Here is a 17,365-nt window from a genome sequence, read left to right as displayed (position 1 = left end):
TTTGTATTTTGTTTATTGTGAGCAGCAGAGTGAGCCACTATGAAAACTAAGATCCCCGATGCCGTGCTGGCAGCTGAGGTTACTCGCCGCGGTTTGGTGAAAACGACGGCGATAGGCGGACTGGCGGTGGCCAGTAGCGCGTTTACCCTGCCATTTACCCGTATTGCAAATGCTGCAGAAGCCCTTAATCCGACGCCGATTAATGAGAAAGTGATCTGGAGCGCGTGTACGGTGAACTGCGGCAGCCGCTGCCCGCTGCGTATGCATGTGGTCGACGGTGAAATAAAGTATGTCGAAACCGACAACACCGGCGATGACAACTATGACGGTCTGCACCAGGTACGCGCCTGTCTGCGTGGTCGATCCATGCGTCGCCGAGTCTATAATCCCGATCGTCTGAAATACCCGATGAAACGCGTTGGTAAGCGTGGCGAAGGAAAATTTGAGCGCATCAGTTGGGATGAAGCCTACGACATCATTGCCAGCAATATGCAGCGTCTTATCAAAGACTACGGCAATGAGTCTATCTACCTGAACTACGGTACCGGTACGCTGGGTGGCACTATGACGCGCTCGTGGCCGCCGGGTAAAACGCTGGTAGCACGGTTGATGAACTGCTGCGGCGGCTATCTTAATCACTACGGTGACTACTCTTCAGCGCAAATCGCTGCCGGGTTGAACTATACCTACGGCGGCTGGGCTGACGGTAACAGCCCGTCCGACATTGAAAACAGCAAGCTGGTGGTTCTGTTCGGTAATAACCCTGGTGAAACCCGTATGAGCGGAGGTGGGGTAACCTATTACCTTGAACAGGCGCGACAGAAATCCAATGCCCGCATGATCATTATCGATCCCCGTTATACGGATACCGGTGCGGGGCGTGAAGATGAATGGATCCCGATCCGTCCTGGTACTGATGCGGCGCTGGTCAATGGTCTGGCGTATGTCCTGATCACCGAAAACATGGTTGACCAACCGTTCCTCGACAAATACTGCGTGGGTTACGACGAGAAAACCTTACCGGCCGACGCGCCGAAGAACGGTCACTATAAGGCGTATATTCTTGGGCAGGGTAAGGACGGCATTGCCAAGACCCCGGAGTGGGCGGCGCAGATTACCGGTATTCCCGCTGAACGTATCGTCAAACTGGCGCGTGAAATAGGTAGCGCTAAACCGGCATACATCAGCCAGGGGTGGGGGCCGCAGCGTCATGCTAACGGTGAAATAGCGACCCGCGCCATTTCTATGCTCGCTATCCTGACCGGTAACGTTGGGATCAACGGCGGCAACAGCGGGGCGCGTGAGGGCTCATACAGTTTGCCGTTTGAGCGTATGCCAACGCTGGAAAACCCTGTTGAAACCAGCATCTCGATGTTCATGTGGACGGACGCGATTGAGCGAGGCCCGGAGATGACGGCCCTGCGTGACGGCGTACGCGGCAAAGACAAGCTCGATGTTCCTATTAAGATGATCTGGAACTATGCCGGTAACTGTCTGATTAACCAACACTCTGATATTAACCGCACGCATGAAATCCTCCAGGACGAGAAGAAGTGCGAGATGATCGTCGTCATCGACTGTCATATGACTTCCTCGGCGAAATACGCAGACATTTTGCTGCCGGACTGCACTGCCTCCGAACAGATGGATTTTGCGCTGGATGCCTCATGCGGGAACATGTCCTATGTGATTTTCACCGATCAGGCGATCAAACCACGCTTCGAATGCAAGACTATCTACCAGATGACCAGCGAGCTGGCGAAGCGCCTTGGCGTTGAGCAGCAGTTTACAGAAGGTCGTACTCAGGAAGAGTGGATGCGCCATCTGTATGAGCAGTCGCGCAAAGTGATTCCTGAACTGCCTACGTTTGAAGAATTCCGTCAGCAAGGGATCTTTAAACAGCGCGATCCGCAAGGACATCATGTGGCGTACAAGGCATTCCGTGAGGATCCTAAAGCCAATCCGCTGACCACGCCGTCAGGTAAGATCGAAATTTATTCGCAGCAGCTTGCCGAGATCGCGGCAACCTGGGAACTGCCGGAAGGTGATGTAATTGATCCGCTACCGATTTATACCCCAGGCTTTGAAAGCTTAAACGATCCGCTGGTGGAGAAATTCCCTTTGCAGCTGACCGGCTTCCACTATAAGTCTCGCGTTCACTCGACCTATGGCAACGTCGATGTCCTGAAAGCATCCTGCCGCCAGGAAATGTGGATCAACCCGATGGATGCGCAGCGACGCGGTATTAACAACGGCGACAAGGTACGTATCTTTAACGATCGTGGTGAAGTGCATATCGAGGCGAAAGTGACGCCACGTATGATGCCCGGCGTGGTGGCATTGGGCGAAGGGGCCTGGTATGACCCGGATGCAAAACGCGTGGATCAGGGCGGTTGTATTAACGTCCTGACGACCCAGCGTCCGTCTCCACTCGCAAAGGGGAATCCGTCACACACGAACCTTGTTCAGGTTGAAAAGGCGTAAGGAGTAACCGATGACAACCCAGTATGGATTTTTTATTGATTCCAGCCGTTGCACCGGTTGCAAAACCTGCGAACTGGCCTGCAAAGATTTCAAAAATTTAACCCCGGAAGTCAGCTTCCGCCGCATTTATGAATACGCAGGCGGCGACTGGCAGGAGGACAACGGCGTCTGGCATCAGAACGTCTTTGCTTATTACCTCTCCATTGCGTGTAACCACTGTGAAGATCCGGCCTGTACCAAGGTTTGTCCGAGCGGCGCGATGCACAAACGTGAAGATGGTTTTGTCGTTGTCGACGAAGATGTTTGCATTGGCTGCCGGTATTGCCACATGGCCTGTCCTTACGGCGCGCCACAGTACAATGCTGAAAAAGGGCATATGACTAAATGTGATGGCTGCCATGAGCGCGTCGCTGAAGGCAAGAAACCTATCTGCGTGGAGTCCTGCCCACTGCGTGCGCTGGATTTTGGTCCGATTGAAGAGCTGCGCAAAAAACACGGTACTTTGGCTGCGGTAGCGCCACTGCCGGGCGCGCACTTTACCAAACCAAGTATTGTCATCAAACCTAACGCCAATAGCCGCCCGACCGGGGATACTACAGGTTATCTGGCCAATCCGAAGGAGGTGTAAGATGGGAAGTGGATGGCATGAATGGCCGCTGATGATCTTCACTGTCTTCGGACAGTGTGTAGTTGGTGGCTTTATCGTTCTGGCGCTGGCATTGATGAAAGGGGACTTACGCCCTGAATCGCAGCAGCGCGTGATTGCCTGCATGTTCGGGCTGTGGGTATTAATGGGCATTGGCTTTATTGCTTCCATGCTCCACCTGGGCTCACCGATGCGCGCCTTTAACTCACTCAATCGTGTAGGGTCTTCTGCGTTGAGTAATGAAATTGCCAGCGGCTCAATCTTCTTTGCCGTTGGCGGCATCGGCTGGCTGCTGGCAACGTTGAAAAAAATGTCGCCCGTATTACGCAATCTGTGGTTAGTTGTCACCATGGTATTGGGCGTGGTTTTTGTCTGGATGATGGTGCGCGTGTATAACACCATCGATACCGTACCGACCTGGTACAGCATCTGGACGCCGCTGGGCTTCTTCCTGACGACGTTTATGGGCGGTCCGCTGCTGGGATATCTGTTGCTGAGAATTGCTGGCGTGGACGGTTGGGCGATGCGCCTGTTGCCGGCTATTTCAGTGCTTGCTCTGGTCGTGAGCGCCATCATGTCTGTAATGCAGGGGGCTGAACTGGCGACGATCCACAGTTCCATTCAACAGGCGTCTGCGCTGGTTCCGGATTACGGCTCGCTGATGGCGTGGCGGATTGTCGCTCTGGCATTAGCGTTGTGCTGCTGGATTGTACCGCAAGTGAAAGGCTACCAGCCTGCAGTTCCGCTGCTTTCCGTCGCGTTTATTCTGCTGTTAGTCGGCGAGTTGATTGGTCGTGGCGTGTTCTACGGGCTGCATATGACCGTCGGTATGGCGGTTGCCAGCTAAATGACAAACCGGGGCATAGCCCCGGTTTTTTACTTCTGTTTAGTTAACGTGTCGTAGCTGGTCATCAGATTGCGATAATCAGGAATGTGATTAGAGAACAGCGTCGCCAGACCTTCGATATCGTTGCGCCAGTCGCGATGCAACTCACATGCGACACCAAACCACGTCATCAGTTGAGCACCGGCCTGGGACATCCGATCCCATGCTGAATGGCGAGTAATTTCATTAAATGTACCCGACGCATCGGTTACGACAAAGACATCAAAACCTTCTTCAATAGCCGAGAGCGCAGGGAAAGCAACGCAAACTTCCGTCACGACACCGGCAATAATCAGCTGTTTTTTACCGGTCGCTTTCACTGCTTTCACGAAATCTTCGTTATCCCACGCGTTAATGTTTCCGGGGCGAGCAATATAAGGCGCATCGGGAAATTGAGCTTTCAGTTCCGGTACCAGTGGCCCGTTTGGTCCTGTCTCAAAACTGGTTGTCAGAATGGTTGGGAGTTTGAAGTATTTTGCTAAGTCGCCGAGGGCAAGCACGTTGTTTTTAAATTTATCGGGATCGATATCCCGAACCAAAGAGAGCAGGCCAGCCTGATGGTCGACCAGCAGTACTGCCGCATTATCTTTATCAAGTCTTACGTAAGGTTTAGTCATGATATTTCTCCTGTTCAGCATCAGTGGGGGAAATTTGATGAGTTTAAGTCTACAGAAAGAACGATATATGGATTAGATACCTAAATAAGAACTCACTGTTCTATTTTGAAGACAATGCAGATCTGCATCCCGCATAGAGTTTAGTAAGAAATAAAAGTAAGGGGAGTCCATGAAATTTTTCGACTGAACGCAACGCGAGATTTTTGTTTTAGATCAATAAAAACAAGCAGATGTGTTTTTGTGTTTTTTATCTATTCACATTAAGAATCAGTAATGCAAATCGATCGTCCGGAAAGCGCCTCAGCCCTTTGATTGCGCCGATTGACAATGTTTTTGGCAGTGGCATGATGCGCATGAAATTTGAACTTCCTCACGGTTTTTATTCATGTCCATCTATACCCGTCCCGTCATGCTGTTGCTGTGCGGGCTGCTTCTGCTGACCCTGGCGATCGCCGTGTTAAACACGCTCGTCCCGCTTTGGCTCGCCCATGAAAATCTGCCAACCTGGCAGGTAGGTGTGGTGAGTTCTTCCTACTTTACCGGCAATCTGGTAGGGACGTTGCTGACCGGGTATTTAATAAAACACCTTGGTTTTAATCGCAGCTATTACATTGCCTCGCTTATTTTTGCCGCGGGCTGTATCGGCCTGGGGGTTATGGTGGGGTTCTGGAGCTGGATGACCTGGCGTTTTATCGCCGGTGTTGGCTGCGCCATGATTTGGGTGGTAGTGGAAAGTGCGCTGATGTGCAGCGGGAATTCGCGTAATCGCGGACGCTTGCTTGCCGCCTATATGATGATCTATTACGTGGGGACGTTTTTAGGCCAGCTACTGGTCAGTAAAGTATCAACAGAATTGATGAACGTCCTGCCGTGGGTGACGGGTACGATCCTGGCTGGCGTTTTGCCATTGCTCTTTACGCGCATTGCCAATCAGCAGGGTGATGAACAGCAGTCTACTCCTATTACCTCCATGCTGAGGCTGCGTCAGGCGCGTCTGGGCGTTAACGGCTGTATTATTTCCGGGATTGTGCTGGGGTCTTTGTATGGCCTGATGCCGCTTTATCTCAACCATCAAGGGGTGAGCAACGCCAGCATTGGTTTCTGGATGGCGGTTCTGGTTAGCGCCGGTATTCTGGGGCAATGGCCGATTGGCCGCCTGGCAGACAAGCTGGGACGCCTGCTGGTTTTACGCGTCCAGGTCTTCGTGGTTATCGTCGGAAGTATCGCCATGCTGAATCAGGCGGCGATGGCGCCTGCGTTGTTTATGTTGGGTGCGGCAGGTTTTACCCTCTATCCGGTGGCGATGGCCTGGGCCTGTGAAAAGGTTGAACATCATCAGTTGGTCGCCATGAATCAGGCATTGTTATTAAGCTATACCGTTGGCAGCCTGCTTGGTCCTTCATTCACCGCAATGCTGATGCAGAATTATTCCGATAATCTGTTATTCATTATGATTGCCAGCGTATCGTTTATTTATCTGCTGATGTTGTTGCGTAGCGCCAGACATACGCCGACTCCGGTGGCTCACGTATAAAGCGCGCCAGACGGTATGCAAGGCAAAATGTTTGCATACCGTGACTCATTTTCCCATTGCGGGTATGCCGGAAGTTGCGAGGTATTCGCATGCTTTCAGCGTGCAGTGAAGTTGCGCCTGACTGGTCATACTCGTCAACTGTTGTAAATGCTCCCCTTCATCCAGCCAGCAAACCAGTTTTTGAATCATTTCAATATGTCGGGTGCTGCTGGCAGCCGCCAGGACAATAATTAACCGCACATCTGGATGCCCTGGAAAAGGCACCGCCTCTTTCAGACACAAGAGCGACAAATGTGTCTCACTGCTTATCACTCCTTCTTCCGGACGAGCGTGCGGTAGGGCAAACTCAGGGCTTAAGATGTACCACGGACCCAGTTGTTCTGTTTCACGGATGATTGCCTGAGCGTAGGCGGACGTAATCGCGCCCAGTTCTTCCAGAGGCTGGCAAGCCAGCGTCACGGCCTCCTGCCAGGAGTAGCATTGTTTACGAAACTGACAGGCAGAAAATAGCGCAGATGTCATTGTGTTCTCCTTATTTCAGAGCAGCAGACCGCATTGCGGTCTGCCAACCCGAACTATCTCAGGACTTCAAAGAGTGCGGTCGCCGAAATACCGTATTTCTCTTTCAACTGGCGGCTATTGCCTGATTCCGTAAACGTGTCTTGTGTCCCCAGTCGGATTAATCTCGTGGTTAATCCTTCCTCCGCCAATACTTCAGCAACCTGTCCGCCAAGCCCACCGGTGATCGTGTGATTTTCAATCGTTGCGATCTGCGGGCAGTTGGCAATCAGTTGCAGAAAGCGCTGGCGGTTAAACGGTTTTAGCATGGCGACGTGAATCAGCTTGCCACGTTTTCCCTGGGCGCACAGCTGCACATAACCTGCGCTTGCTTGCTCCAGAACGGTCCCTTCATAGAGAATGGCGAAGTCATTGCCTGAGTCCTCCACGGCGGCGATATCGGTCACTCGCGGAACGGTAGATTTATCGCGCACGGGCATAGGTTCTCGGGCTACGCGAATATAGACCGGACCGGGAATGTTTACTGCCTGTTCAAATGCGGCCTCAACTTCTTCAGCGTCGGCAGGCGTTAGAATTGTGAGCCCCGGCAGTACGCGCGTCAGGGCCAGATCTTCCAGCGCATGATGCGATGCGCCGTCAGGTCCATCATCCATTCCTGGGTGGCTGCCAACTAATTTAATGTTAGCTTTGGCGTAGCACGCCTGGCGCAGCTGAGTCCAGGCGGTGCCTGTCACAAACATCGCAAAGTTAACGTAGAACGGAATATTTCCTTCCAGCGCCTGGCCAGTGGCAAAACTCATTGCCGATCCTTCTGCAATACCCATTTCAAAGAAAGCGTCTGGATAGACGGCCTGGAACTGGTCAGTGCGGGTGGAGCTGGCTAAATCACTATCAATGGCGACAATGGGATAGCCCTTTTTTTTCAGGGCAATGAGTGCGTTACCAATTTCATCACGTGGGGCTTTCATCACTGCAACTCCTCCATAGCCTGCTGATATTGTTCGGTGGTTGGGGTTTTTGAATGCCAGTCACCGTTATTTTCCATATAGCTAACGCCACTGCCTTTGGTGGTATGCGCAATAATGGCGACAGGTTTTCCTTTCAGATGGCGTGAGAGCATCAGCGTGTCGGCAACCTGATGCATATCGTTACCGTTATGGAGTTCGAGTACGTGCCAGCCGAAAAGACGCACTTTGTCGGCCAGAGGTTCCAGATTCACCACCTGATTAACGGGGTCGTGGGAGGAAAAACCGTTGTAGTCAATAATCGCCACCAGGTTATCCATCTTCATATGGCCTGCCTGTTGTAGCGTTTCCCAGATTTGCCCTTCATGCATTTCGCCATCGCCAATGATGGCGAAAACGCGCTGTGATTCCCCCCGCTGTTTTTTGGCCGCCGCCATACCAAAAGCAATGGATAATCCCTGGCCCAGCAGGCCGGTTGTTGCATCGACTTCGGGCAGAGATTTGATGCTAGGGTGCCCCTGTAAACGTGAGTTAATTTGTCGAAAAGTATTAAATTCGCTGCGCTCAATTTTGCCTTTTTGATGCAGCATGGCGTACTGAGCAGCAACCGCATGACCTTTGCTCATGACCACGCGAGCGCGAGGGGCGCAGGAGAAGTCCACCTCTTGATCGTAAATCCAGGTCAGAATGTCGATGATGGACAATGCACCGCCAGGATGACCAATGCCTGATTCATAAATCATGGTGACAATATCCCGGCGAGCAGCTAGCGCATGGGATTTCAATTCATCAATATTCATGTTCATTCCTTATCAGGGCAACATTTTGCCGATGTAATAAACCACTAAGCCGAGGGCGACAAAATCTGTCTCCGGGAAGCTAGTACCGGACAATCCCACCGATTCCATGATGGGATAGATGAGTGCCGGGCCAATACCAATTAATATGCCAGTGACAAAGCTACCGGCGATGGCCCCTTTCCAGCCTCCTGACGCATTACCGAAGACGGCGGCGGTAGCACCAATGAAGAAGTAGGGGATGGCGACGGGGATAATGACCGTTTGCCCAATTAATGCGAGTACCCCCATAACCACCAATCCACCCACAAAGGAAGAGATGAAACCTAAAACGGTGGCGGTTGGGGCATACGGAAAGACGACTGGGCAATCCAGTGCGGGTTTGGCGTTCGGGATAAATTTTTCAGAGATGCCCAGAAATGCCGGGACTATTTCTGACAACAGCAAGCGAACGCCGGTGATGATGATATAAAGCGATGCGGTAAACGTGAGTGACTGGAATAGCGGATAAACCAGCCAATGCATTCCACCGGCGGCGGCCGTTACCGCTTCTTCGCCTGCGGCAAGCGCCGCGATGTAATAGAAAATACTGACAGAGATGGACACGGAGACGATGTAATCTTTAAAAATCCCCAACCATCCGGGAAGATTTAGCTTTTCTGTTGACTGCTTAGGATCGCCCACTTTCGAACCGATCCATCCCGATAGCGCGTAGGCCAGAGTAACGTAATGACCCATCGCGATTTCATCATTACCGGTAATCTTACGCATCCACGGCTGAGCGATAGCTGGATAGACACAGGCCGCAAGCCCCAGCAGTATGGAGCCGACGATAATTGTTGTTACATCGCTGTAGCCAAGCGCCTTAAGCGTAACGGTTAAGAGGGCAGACAGATACAGATTATGTTGGCCCGTCAGGAAGATGTATTTGAACGGTGTTACGCGGGCAAAAAACAAGTTCCAGCCGAAACCAACGACCATGATGAGTGAAACGCACATGGCAAACTTGGTTTGTGCCAGCCCAGTTAACGCTTCGGCTAACGGCATCACACCTTTCAGACCGAATCCATCGCTGAATAAGGTCTGAAAATTACCTAAGGATGTCACCGCAATCCCTGCTCCGCCGGCAAATACCAGAAATCCGACGATGGTTTTAAAGGTACCTGAAAGCACTTTTTCGATGGGTTTACGCTGGATAAGCAAACCAATTAGCGCAATAAAGCCAACTAAAAGTGGGGTTACACCCAAAATGTCGAATACAATGAACTTTAGGAGATCCATATTTCCCCCGGAGAGGTTAGTTGTTTTGAACAACGCTGGTGAGCGCAGATTCCATTTCTTCGCTGTTCATCAGATCGGTGATACCGATTGCTCTGAACCCGGCGGCTTCTACCTCATCGGTCAGGTCGCTCATGGTGATCACGAAGTCGATGTTTTGCCAGGTTCGTAGCCCTGACAGGACATCGTGTTCAAGATCGATATCCCAGCCATGTTTATCGATGACTTTTTGGGCTTTGATTTTCAGCATTAGCGAACTGCCCATACCGGTACGACAGACGATCAGACCTTTCATTAGACGTTCTCCTGTTTGTAAAAATAATTATTTTTAATTATCATTGGTGCGATAAAAATTATTATCGCAAAGCCGGGCAAAGTATGTGACAGCATTTGCATTTTGTGCAAAAAGGCGAAAAATGAGTCAGATAGATACTAATTTATTGATTAACATAAGAAATGGGGCTTCAGAGCTTAGTCCGATCCTGGAAAAGGTAGGGCGTTTTATCACTGAAAATCCTGATTTTGTGATGCGGCATACGATAACCGAGCTGGCCGATTCTATTGATACCAGTGAGGGGAGCATCACTCGTTTTTGCCGTGCCTTTGGTTTTAAGGGGTTTTCTGATTTCAGAACGGCTCTTGCACTGGAGCAAGGAGCTGCACGGCCGAATGATGGAGGAAGTGAGGAGACGGCGGCGGTACTGGCAAGCGTTTGTGACAGCAATGCCATCATTGACAGCAAAGAGTTGCAGGCGGTTGCGACCTGGTTAAATCAGCTCAGTAATATTGCAATTTATGCGGTAGGTACTGCGGTGCCGGTGGCGTTATTCCTGCAAATCAATCTGGTGCAGATGGGGAAAATAGCCAGTTATATCGACCGATTTTATCCGGCGGCTATCTCTCCGTTGGCGGACAGCCAAAAAACAGGGATTATTGTTATTCATACAGAACAAATCTCTACCGATATGATGCAGTCGCTGACGCTAGCGAAGGAACAAGGCATAAAAATTCTCTCGTTAACTCGCGGATCGTTTGCTCCATTAAATCGGCTTTCTGACTGGAATTTGCAGGCGGCGGTTGCATTACAGGGGGAAGGTGAGTCTGGTTTTGCTGAAATTGCTGGTGCGATGATGGTGGCGGATCGCATACTCAGTGCTCTGGAAGAGCAGGATGAGCGTTACGTGCAGTGTCGTAAAGCACACCAGAAACGTATTTTCTCTATTGAAAGCGTGACCAATAAACTTTCAGAATATTTTATGTCGTAGGCATCGAACGTTGGCGTCGCGCTACTCAAGCAGAGCGCTGCGACGCCGTGGTCGTCATACCTTAGTACATTACTTTATGACCATACTGCTCAAGAATGCCTTTCACGCGCTCCATGGTCTCTTTCTTCGGTGGCTTAACACCGTCAAGTTTGTACTCTTCACCCATTGCCACCCATTTGTGTTTGCCCAGCTCATGGTATGGCAGCAGTTCGATTTTCTCTACGTTGCCCATATCGCGGGTAAACTCGCCCAGGCGGTGCGCGGAGTCGTCATCGTCAGACCAGCCAGGCACAACGACGTAGCGGATCCACACCTTGATGTCTTTATTGGACAGGTAACGTGCGAACTCAAGCGTACGATGGTTAGATACGCCCACCAGATTCTGATGGATTTCATCATTCATCTGTTTGAGATCGAGCATCACCAGGTCGGTGACTTCCAGCAATTCATCAATCACCGGATCGTAGCGGCGAACAAAACCGTTGGTATCCAGACAGGTATGAATACCTTCTTTTTTACAGGCACGAAACCAGTCGCGTACAAATTCAGCTTGCAGGATAGCTTCGCCACCGGACGCTGTTACACCGCCACCGGAGGCGTTCATAAAGTGGCGGTAGGTCACGACCTCTTTCATTAACTCGTCGACGGTGACTTCTTTGCCGCCGTGCGTATCCCATGTGTCACGGTTATGACAATACAGGCAGCGCATCAGGCAGCCCTGGAAGAAGGTAATAAAACGGATGCCCGGGCCATCAACAGTGCCACAGGATTCAAAGGAGTGAATGCGACCAATAACTGACATTGCGGTGTTTCTCCAGGTGTGGCCCATCCGGGGCCAGTGTTAGTGCACAGTTATTAACTGTGTCGAGTCTGTTTTGGCTGCTATCCATAAGTATAGATAGCTGACAAAGCAGGCTATTAAAAAGGCCCCACTTACGTGGAGCCTTTATTGTACGCTTTTTAAAGTACGATTTCAGTCAAAACCAATTACATGGTCTGAGTGAAGGTACGAGTAATAACGTCCTGCTGCTGTTCTTTAGTCAGGGAGTTAAAACGTACTGCGTAGCCAGAAACACGGATGGTCAGCTGCGGATATTTTTCCGGATGTTCCATCGCATCCAGCAGCATTTCACGGTTCATGACGTTCACGTTCAGGTGCTGACCACCTTCGATGGACGCTTCGTGGTGGAAGTAACCATCCATCAGACCAGCCAGGTTGGTCTTACGAACTTCGTCGTCTTTACCCAGCGCGTTCGGAACGATAGAGAAGGTGTAAGAGATACCATCTTTAGCGTAAGCAAACGGCAGTTTAGCAACGGAGGTCAGAGAGGCAACAGCACCTTTCTGGTCACGACCGTGCATTGGGTTAGCACCCGGTCCGAACGGCGCGCCAGCACGACGACCATCTGGGGTGTTACCGGTTTTCTTACCATAAACCACGTTAGAGGTGATGGTCAGAACAGACTGAGTCGGGATAGCGTTACGATAAGTAGTCAGTTTCTGAATTTTCTTCATGAAACGTTCTACCAGGTCAACCGCCATGTCATCAACGCGAGAGTCGTTGTTACCAAACTGCGGGTATTCGCCTTCGATTTCGAAGTCGACAGCCAGACCGTCTTCGTCACGAATCGGTTTAACTTTCGCATATTTGATTGCAGACAGGGAGTCAGCAGCAACGGACAGACCAGCGATACCACACGCCATGGTGCGGATAACGTCACGGTCGTGCAGCGCCATCAGAGAGGCTTCGTAGCTGTACTTGTCGTGCATGTAGTGGATAACGTTCAGTGCAGTGACGTACTGTTTAGCCAGCCAGTCCATGAAGTGATCCATGCGCTCCATAACTTCGTCGAAGTTCAGAACGTCGCCTTTGATCGGTTCAGATTTAGGACCAACCTGCATTTTCAGTTTTTCATCAACGCCGCCGTTGATTGCGTACAGCATGGTTTTCGCCAGGTTTGCACGCGCACCGAAGAACTGCATTTGTTTACCAACAACCATCGGGCTTACGCAGCAAGCGATAGCGTAGTCGTCGTTGTTGAAGTCCGGACGCATCAGGTCATCGTTCTCGTACTGCAGAGAAGAGGTGTCGATGGACACTTTAGCGGCGAATTTCTTGAAGTTCAGAGGCAGTTTTTCAGACCACAGAACGGTGATGTTCGGCTCCGGAGAAGGACCCATGGTGTACAGGGTATTCAGGAAGCGGAAGCTGTTTTTGGTAACCAGAGTACGGCCATCAACGCCCATACCACCGATAGATTCAGTTGCCCAAATCGGGTCACCGGAGAACAGTTCATCATATTCAGGGGTACGCAGGAAACGAACCATACGCAGTTTCATGACCAGGTGGTCAATCATTTCCTGAGCGTCTTGCTCGGTGATTTTGCCTGCTTTGATATCACGTTCGATGTAGGCATCCAGGAAGGTGGATACGCGACCGAAGGACATTGCTGCGCCGTTCTGAGATTTAACCGCGGCCAGGTAGCCGAAGTAAGTCCACTGGATAGCTTCCTGAGCGTTGGTTGCCGGACCAGAGATATCGCAGCCATATTTAGCAGCCATTTCTTTGATTTGACCCAGTGCGCGGTGCTGTTCAGCAATTTCTTCACGCAGACGGATAGTGGCTTCCAGGTTTACGCCGTTTTCCAGATCGGACTGCAGAGAGACGAACTGAGCGTATTTGTCTTTCATCAGGTAGTCGATACCGTACAGCGCAACGCGACGGTAGTCACCGATGATACGGCCACGGCCATAGGCATCTGGCAGACCAGTCAGAACACCGGATTTACGGCAGTTCAGAATGTCTTTGGTGTAAACATCGAATACGCCCTGGTTGTGGGTTTTGCGGTATTCGGTGAAGATCTTTTTCAGCATCGGGTCCAGTTCGCGATTGTACGCTTTGCAGGAACCTTCAACCATTTTGATGCCGCCAAACGGAATGATCGCACGTTTCAGCGGAGCTTCAGTCTGCAGACCAACAATTTTCTCGAGCGCTTTGTTGATGTAGCCAGCGTCGTGAGAAGTGATGGTAGAAGCAACGGAGGTGTCAAAGTCAACAGGCGCGTGAGTGCGGTTTTCCTGTTTAACGCCTTCCATCACGCTGTCCCACAGTGCAGTGGTCGCATCAGTTGCGCCAGCCAGGAAGGACTCGTCACCCTCATACGGAGTGTAGTTTTTCTGAATGAAGTCACGGACGTTTACTTCATTCTGCCAATCACCTTTGGTAAAACCTTCCCAGGCTGTGGCTAACTTTTCATTAAGCTCGGACATGTAACACCTACCTTCTTAAGTGGATTTTTTATTTACTGCGTGTAATGGGCATCATCAGATTAATGATGATCGTTACCACGCAGATAAATGACCCAGTATGTCAACCCGACCAACAAACCGCCGCCGATAATGTTGCCGATAGTAACCGGAATCAGGTTATCGGTGATGAAATTCATCACGGTCAGGTGAGAAAAATTCTCCGGAGAAGACCCAACAGCGGTCCAGAATTCCGGGGTGGCGAAATCGCGAATTACAATACCCATAGGGATCATAAACATGTTTGCGATACTGTGCTCAAAACCGCTGGCAACAAACATTGCGACCGGTAATACCATGATAAACGCTTTGTCCATCAGGCTGCGACCCGAATAGCTCATCCATACTGCCAGACACACCATCAGGTTCGCCAGGATGCCAAGACTTACCGCCTCAACAAAAGTATGGTGCACTTTGTGGTCGGCTGTTTGCAGGACGTTGAGACCCCACGCGCCGTTAGCGGTCATATACTCGCCAGAAAGCCACATGAGTAACACGAAGATCAGGGCGCCAATCAGGTTGCCGACATAAACGTTAAGCCAGTTTTTCGCCAATTGGCCCCAGGTGATGCGACCACTGGCTTTCGCAACGACAATCAGTACGGTTGAGGTGAAGAGGTCTGCACCGCAGACAACGCAGAGAATCAGCCCCAGGGAAAAGCAGATACCACCTACTAGCTTCGCCATGCCGAAAGGCATTGTGCCGGTACCGGTTGTGGCGGTGATATAGAAAACAAAGGCAATTGAAATGAATACACCGGCAGTAATTGCCAGATAGAACGTCTTAAGCGGATGTTTCGTTGCTTTATAGACGCCTGCTTCTTCGGCAACTTTGGCCATTGCAGCAGGAAGAATAAGATCAAAAGGGTTGTCAGCTTTCACACTAACTCTCTCTTTATTAAGTCGGCGACGAGATACTAACAAAGCATTATAGATGAGAATTTGATATAGATCATATCTCGCCTGGCTTATAGGCCCGTAAGGCGCATGGTTTTTATGCGATTACGGTGTAACTTGTTGATTATCAAAATAAAAATAAATTTTAAAAATTATAAAGTGAGTTGAATTTTTTCTTTCTGTCTCCTCTGGGGCGGTTAATTAAAATGGAGTAATTGAGATAAAAAACCACATTAATAAGCTAATTTTCTTAATATCAACTACTAATATTTAACCTTGTTTTTACATTTATTTTTTGATTTGACCAAAATAAAAAACAGGGCGCATTAAGCGCCCCGTAATATAGCCCAGACAATACCTTTAGCCTACTCAGCGCAGGCTGATTGTCACTATTTTGACCAATGTGCTGCTTTCGCGCGCTGCAGTTTTTCGTAAGCTTTCAGCAGAGACTGATGCGCCGGGAAAGCCTGCAGATCGCTATCAACAGTTTGAAGCCCGTAGAACGGCGCTTCGCCACTTAATGCTGCACTTGCGGCTTCAACCGCCTCGGCACCGTACATGCGCACAAACGCGTTCAGATATTGTAGCGGCTGACGATCTTCTTCCTGAGATAGCAGTAGCAGCGTTTGCAGACAGCGGTAGTAGTTGGCACGTTCAGCGCTAAAGACAGAGGCGTTGAATTCCATCGTCCATTCTGTCCAGACCAGCGCCTGCTCCAGGTCGCCGCCGGCCAGCGCCAGCATCACTTTAAGCTCGCCAATGCGCAGGGTGTACCAACCGTTATCCGCACCGGTTGCCAGACCGAGCAGCTCGCGTACGCGGGTGAAGTCGTCAAAGCCTTCTTCATCCAGTTGTTCGATCAGATTGAGATAGTCTTCTTTATCCCATTCACTGCCCGGAAGCGAGAGAATAGTGTCACGCAGATGGGCGCCCATGGCGTTGTTGGCTAACCACAGATCTTCAGCCGGATAGATGTCAGACATTCCCGGAACAATAATGCGGCACGCGTAAACGCTCAGGTGCTCGTAGTCGGCGATATACACTTCTTTATCTTCAGCATTGAAGATGGCCATCAGGGTGGCGAACTCTTCTTCGGTGGTACCGGAGAAATTCCAGTCAACGAACGGATAGTCAGCATCCTGCTTGAACAGATCCCAGGAGATCAGGCCGCTGGAATCGATGAAGTGAGTTTCAAGGTTAGTGTGTTCAGCCACTTCTTCGTCGTCAAAGGTCGGAGGGGTGAAGACATCAAGATCTTTCAGACCACGGCCCTGCAGCAGTTCAGTGACGGTACGCTCCAGCGCAACGCCGAAATCCGGGTGCGCACCGAAGGAGGCAAAGCAGGTACCATTGGCCGGGTTGAACAGGACAACGCAAATCACCGGATACTTGCCGCCCAGCGAGCCATCGTAGGCGAAAATTGGGAAACCTTCCGCTTCCAGTTTGGCGATGGACTCCACCACTGCCGGGTAGCGCGCCATGGCTTCGGCCGGGATTTCCGGCAGGCTGATGCTTTCCGCAATAATACGGTTCTTCACATGACGCTCAAAGACTTCAGACAGGCCCTGAACGCGCGCTTCGTTTCGGGTGTTACCCGCAGACATGCCGTTAGAAACGTACAGGTTGCCAATAATATTCATCGGAATATAGACGGTCTGGTTATCCGACTGACGGGTAAACGGTAGGCCACAGACCCCACGTTCTTCATTACCGGATTGCAGATCGATAAGCATGCTGCCAGTCAGTTCGTTGTCTGGATCGTAAAACGCACGCAGACGAGCATCCAGTAGACCTTCTGGTACGTCGTCTTCTTCAGTCAACGGGAACCATTTTTCGTTCGGATAATGCACGAATGGGCCATTGGCGATGGTTTCACCCAGCCAGAAATCAGCAAAGAAATAGTTAGTCGACAGACGCTCAAAATATTCGCCCAGCGCGGAAGCCAGCGCCGCTTTTTTCGTCGCGCCTTTACCGTTGGTGAAGCACAGCGCGCATTCTTTGTCGCGAATATGTACAGACCAGACGTTAGGGACGGGATTCAACCACGAGGCTTCTTCAATTTGAAAACCAAGGTCGAGCAATTTTTGCTGGAAGCGAGCGATGGAGTCTTCCAGAGCGGCATCTTTGCCGGGGATAAATGTTTGCGTCATGAAAATCACTTTTGTCGTACGG

At 50.7% G+C, this 17,365-nt stretch carries 15 protein-coding genes; 5 read left to right on the top strand and 10 right to left on the bottom strand.

Going from position 1 to position 17,365, the window contains the following annotated elements:
* Positions 1-39 precede the first annotated feature (39 nt).
* From dmsA to HV237_RS15665, 3 genes are read left to right on the top strand one after another with little or no spacing between them, the layout of a single operon-like run.
* Positions 40-2,484 (top strand): dimethylsulfoxide reductase subunit A, encoded by a 2,445-nt coding sequence (gene dmsA, locus HV237_RS15675; RefSeq protein ID WP_047359389.1) that lies wholly within the window; start codon positions 40-42, stop codon positions 2,482-2,484.
* Between the two features lie 10 nt (positions 2,485-2,494).
* Positions 2,495-3,112 carry a DMSO/selenate family reductase complex B subunit gene (locus HV237_RS15670; RefSeq protein WP_003035741.1) on the top strand — a complete coding sequence of 206 codons (618 nt, stop codon included), beginning with the start codon at positions 2,495-2,497 and terminating at the stop codon, positions 3,110-3,112.
* A 1-nt stretch (position 3,113) separates the two neighbouring features.
* On the top strand, positions 3,114-3,977 hold the full coding sequence (locus tag HV237_RS15665; protein WP_047359388.1) for a dimethyl sulfoxide reductase anchor subunit family protein: 864 nt from the start codon (positions 3,114-3,116) through the stop codon (positions 3,975-3,977).
* A gap of 29 nt (positions 3,978-4,006) precedes the next feature.
* Here HV237_RS15665 and ycaC read toward each other — a convergent pair whose 3' ends face one another.
* Complete coding sequence (gene ycaC, locus HV237_RS15660; protein WP_016152433.1) at positions 4,007-4,633, bottom strand: isochorismate family cysteine hydrolase YcaC; 627 nt, start codon at positions 4,631-4,633, stop codon at positions 4,007-4,009.
* A gap of 385 nt (positions 4,634-5,018) precedes the next feature.
* Here ycaC and HV237_RS15655 point away from each other — a divergent pair, with 385 nt between their 5' ends.
* Positions 5,019-6,167, top strand: coding sequence for an MFS transporter (locus tag HV237_RS15655; RefSeq protein ID WP_019076392.1), 1,149 nt, complete (start codon positions 5,019-5,021; stop codon positions 6,165-6,167).
* A 45-nt stretch (positions 6,168-6,212) separates the two neighbouring features.
* On the opposite strand, the gene HV237_RS15650 is transcribed toward HV237_RS15655, so the two are convergent.
* Genes HV237_RS15650 through HV237_RS15630 form a run of 5 tightly spaced genes read right to left on the bottom strand, consistent with a single transcriptional unit; the run spans position 6,213 to position 10,021 of the window.
* A complete protein-coding gene (locus HV237_RS15650; RefSeq protein ID WP_047359387.1) occupies positions 6,213-6,689 on the bottom strand; it encodes a PTS sugar transporter subunit IIA in 477 nt (158 codons plus the stop codon).
* A 53-nt stretch (positions 6,690-6,742) separates the two neighbouring features.
* On the bottom strand, positions 6,743-7,654 hold the full coding sequence (locus HV237_RS15645) for a transketolase C-terminal domain-containing protein (protein ID WP_047359386.1): 912 nt from the start codon (positions 7,652-7,654) through the stop codon (positions 6,743-6,745).
* Positions 7,654-8,451 (bottom strand): transketolase, encoded by a 798-nt coding sequence (locus HV237_RS15640; protein WP_016156111.1) that lies wholly within the window; start codon positions 8,449-8,451, stop codon positions 7,654-7,656. Before HV237_RS15640 ends, HV237_RS15645 begins: the two co-directional genes overlap by 1 nt.
* A 12-nt stretch (positions 8,452-8,463) precedes the next feature.
* On the bottom strand, positions 8,464-9,729 hold the full coding sequence (locus HV237_RS15635) for a PTS ascorbate transporter subunit IIC (protein ID WP_046274698.1): 1,266 nt from the start codon (positions 9,727-9,729) through the stop codon (positions 8,464-8,466).
* A gap of 16 nt (positions 9,730-9,745) precedes the next feature.
* Positions 9,746-10,021: a PTS sugar transporter subunit IIB gene (locus HV237_RS15630; protein WP_016152439.1), complete on the bottom strand. Its 276-nt coding sequence runs from the start codon at positions 10,019-10,021 to the stop codon at positions 9,746-9,748.
* 121 nt (positions 10,022-10,142) lie between these two features.
* On the opposite strand from HV237_RS15630, the gene HV237_RS15625 reads away from it, so the two are divergent.
* The gene (locus HV237_RS15625) at positions 10,143-10,991 is read left to right on the top strand and encodes a MurR/RpiR family transcriptional regulator (protein WP_047359385.1); all 849 of its coding nucleotides are present in this window, start codon (positions 10,143-10,145) and stop codon (positions 10,989-10,991) included.
* Positions 10,992-11,052: 61 nt separating this feature from the next.
* On the opposite strand, the gene pflA is transcribed toward HV237_RS15625, so the two are convergent.
* The 4 genes from pflA to ycaO form a co-directional block, all read right to left on the bottom strand.
* Positions 11,053-11,793 (bottom strand): pyruvate formate lyase 1-activating protein, encoded by a 741-nt coding sequence (gene pflA, locus HV237_RS15620; protein WP_003035751.1) that lies wholly within the window; start codon positions 11,791-11,793, stop codon positions 11,053-11,055.
* A 185-nt stretch (positions 11,794-11,978) separates the two neighbouring features.
* Positions 11,979-14,261, bottom strand: coding sequence for a formate C-acetyltransferase (gene pflB, locus HV237_RS15615; RefSeq protein WP_016152441.1), 2,283 nt, complete (start codon positions 14,259-14,261; stop codon positions 11,979-11,981).
* A 59-nt stretch (positions 14,262-14,320) separates the two neighbouring features.
* Positions 14,321-15,178, bottom strand: a complete 858-nt coding sequence (gene focA, locus HV237_RS15610; RefSeq protein ID WP_003831909.1) for a formate transporter FocA — start codon at positions 15,176-15,178, stop codon at positions 14,321-14,323.
* Positions 15,179-15,582: 404 nt separating this feature from the next.
* Entirely contained in the window at positions 15,583-17,343 is a 1,761-nt protein-coding gene (gene ycaO, locus HV237_RS15605; RefSeq protein WP_047359384.1) for a 30S ribosomal protein S12 methylthiotransferase accessory factor YcaO, read from the bottom strand.
* Between the last annotated feature and the right edge of the window lie 22 nt (positions 17,344-17,365).

Source organism: Citrobacter sp. RHBSTW-00570 (genome assembly GCF_013739755.1).
Lineage (GTDB): Bacteria > Pseudomonadota > Gammaproteobacteria > Enterobacterales > Enterobacteriaceae > Citrobacter > Citrobacter braakii.
This window is presented reverse-complemented; position numbering and strand designations above follow the sequence as displayed.

Coding starts and splice junctions, on each gene's coding strand:
- dmsA (WP_047359389.1), top strand. CDS start 40: ATGAAAACTAAGATCCCCGATGCCGTGCTGGCAGCTGAGGTTACTCGC.
- HV237_RS15670 (WP_003035741.1), top strand. CDS start 2,495: ATGACAACCCAGTATGGATTTTTTATTGATTCCAGCCGTTGCACCGGT.
- HV237_RS15665 (WP_047359388.1), top strand. CDS start 3,114: ATGGGAAGTGGATGGCATGAATGGCCGCTGATGATCTTCACTGTCTTC.
- ycaC (WP_016152433.1), bottom strand. CDS start 4,633: ATGACTAAACCTTACGTAAGACTTGATAAAGATAATGCGGCAGTACTG.
- HV237_RS15655 (WP_019076392.1), top strand. CDS start 5,019: ATGTCCATCTATACCCGTCCCGTCATGCTGTTGCTGTGCGGGCTGCTT.
- HV237_RS15650 (WP_047359387.1), bottom strand. CDS start 6,689: ATGACATCTGCGCTATTTTCTGCCTGTCAGTTTCGTAAACAATGCTAC.
- HV237_RS15645 (WP_047359386.1), bottom strand. CDS start 7,654: ATGAAAGCCCCACGTGATGAAATTGGTAACGCACTCATTGCCCTGAAA.
- HV237_RS15640 (WP_016156111.1), bottom strand. CDS start 8,451: ATGAATATTGATGAATTGAAATCCCATGCGCTAGCTGCTCGCCGGGAT.
- HV237_RS15635 (WP_046274698.1), bottom strand. CDS start 9,729: ATGGATCTCCTAAAGTTCATTGTATTCGACATTTTGGGTGTAACCCCA.
- HV237_RS15630 (WP_016152439.1), bottom strand. CDS start 10,021: ATGAAAGGTCTGATCGTCTGTCGTACCGGTATGGGCAGTTCGCTAATG.
- HV237_RS15625 (WP_047359385.1), top strand. CDS start 10,143: ATGAGTCAGATAGATACTAATTTATTGATTAACATAAGAAATGGGGCT.
- pflA (WP_003035751.1), bottom strand. CDS start 11,793: ATGTCAGTTATTGGTCGCATTCACTCCTTTGAATCCTGTGGCACTGTT.
- pflB (WP_016152441.1), bottom strand. CDS start 14,261: ATGTCCGAGCTTAATGAAAAGTTAGCCACAGCCTGGGAAGGTTTTACC.
- ycaO (WP_047359384.1), bottom strand. CDS start 17,343: ATGACGCAAACATTTATCCCCGGCAAAGATGCCGCTCTGGAAGACTCC.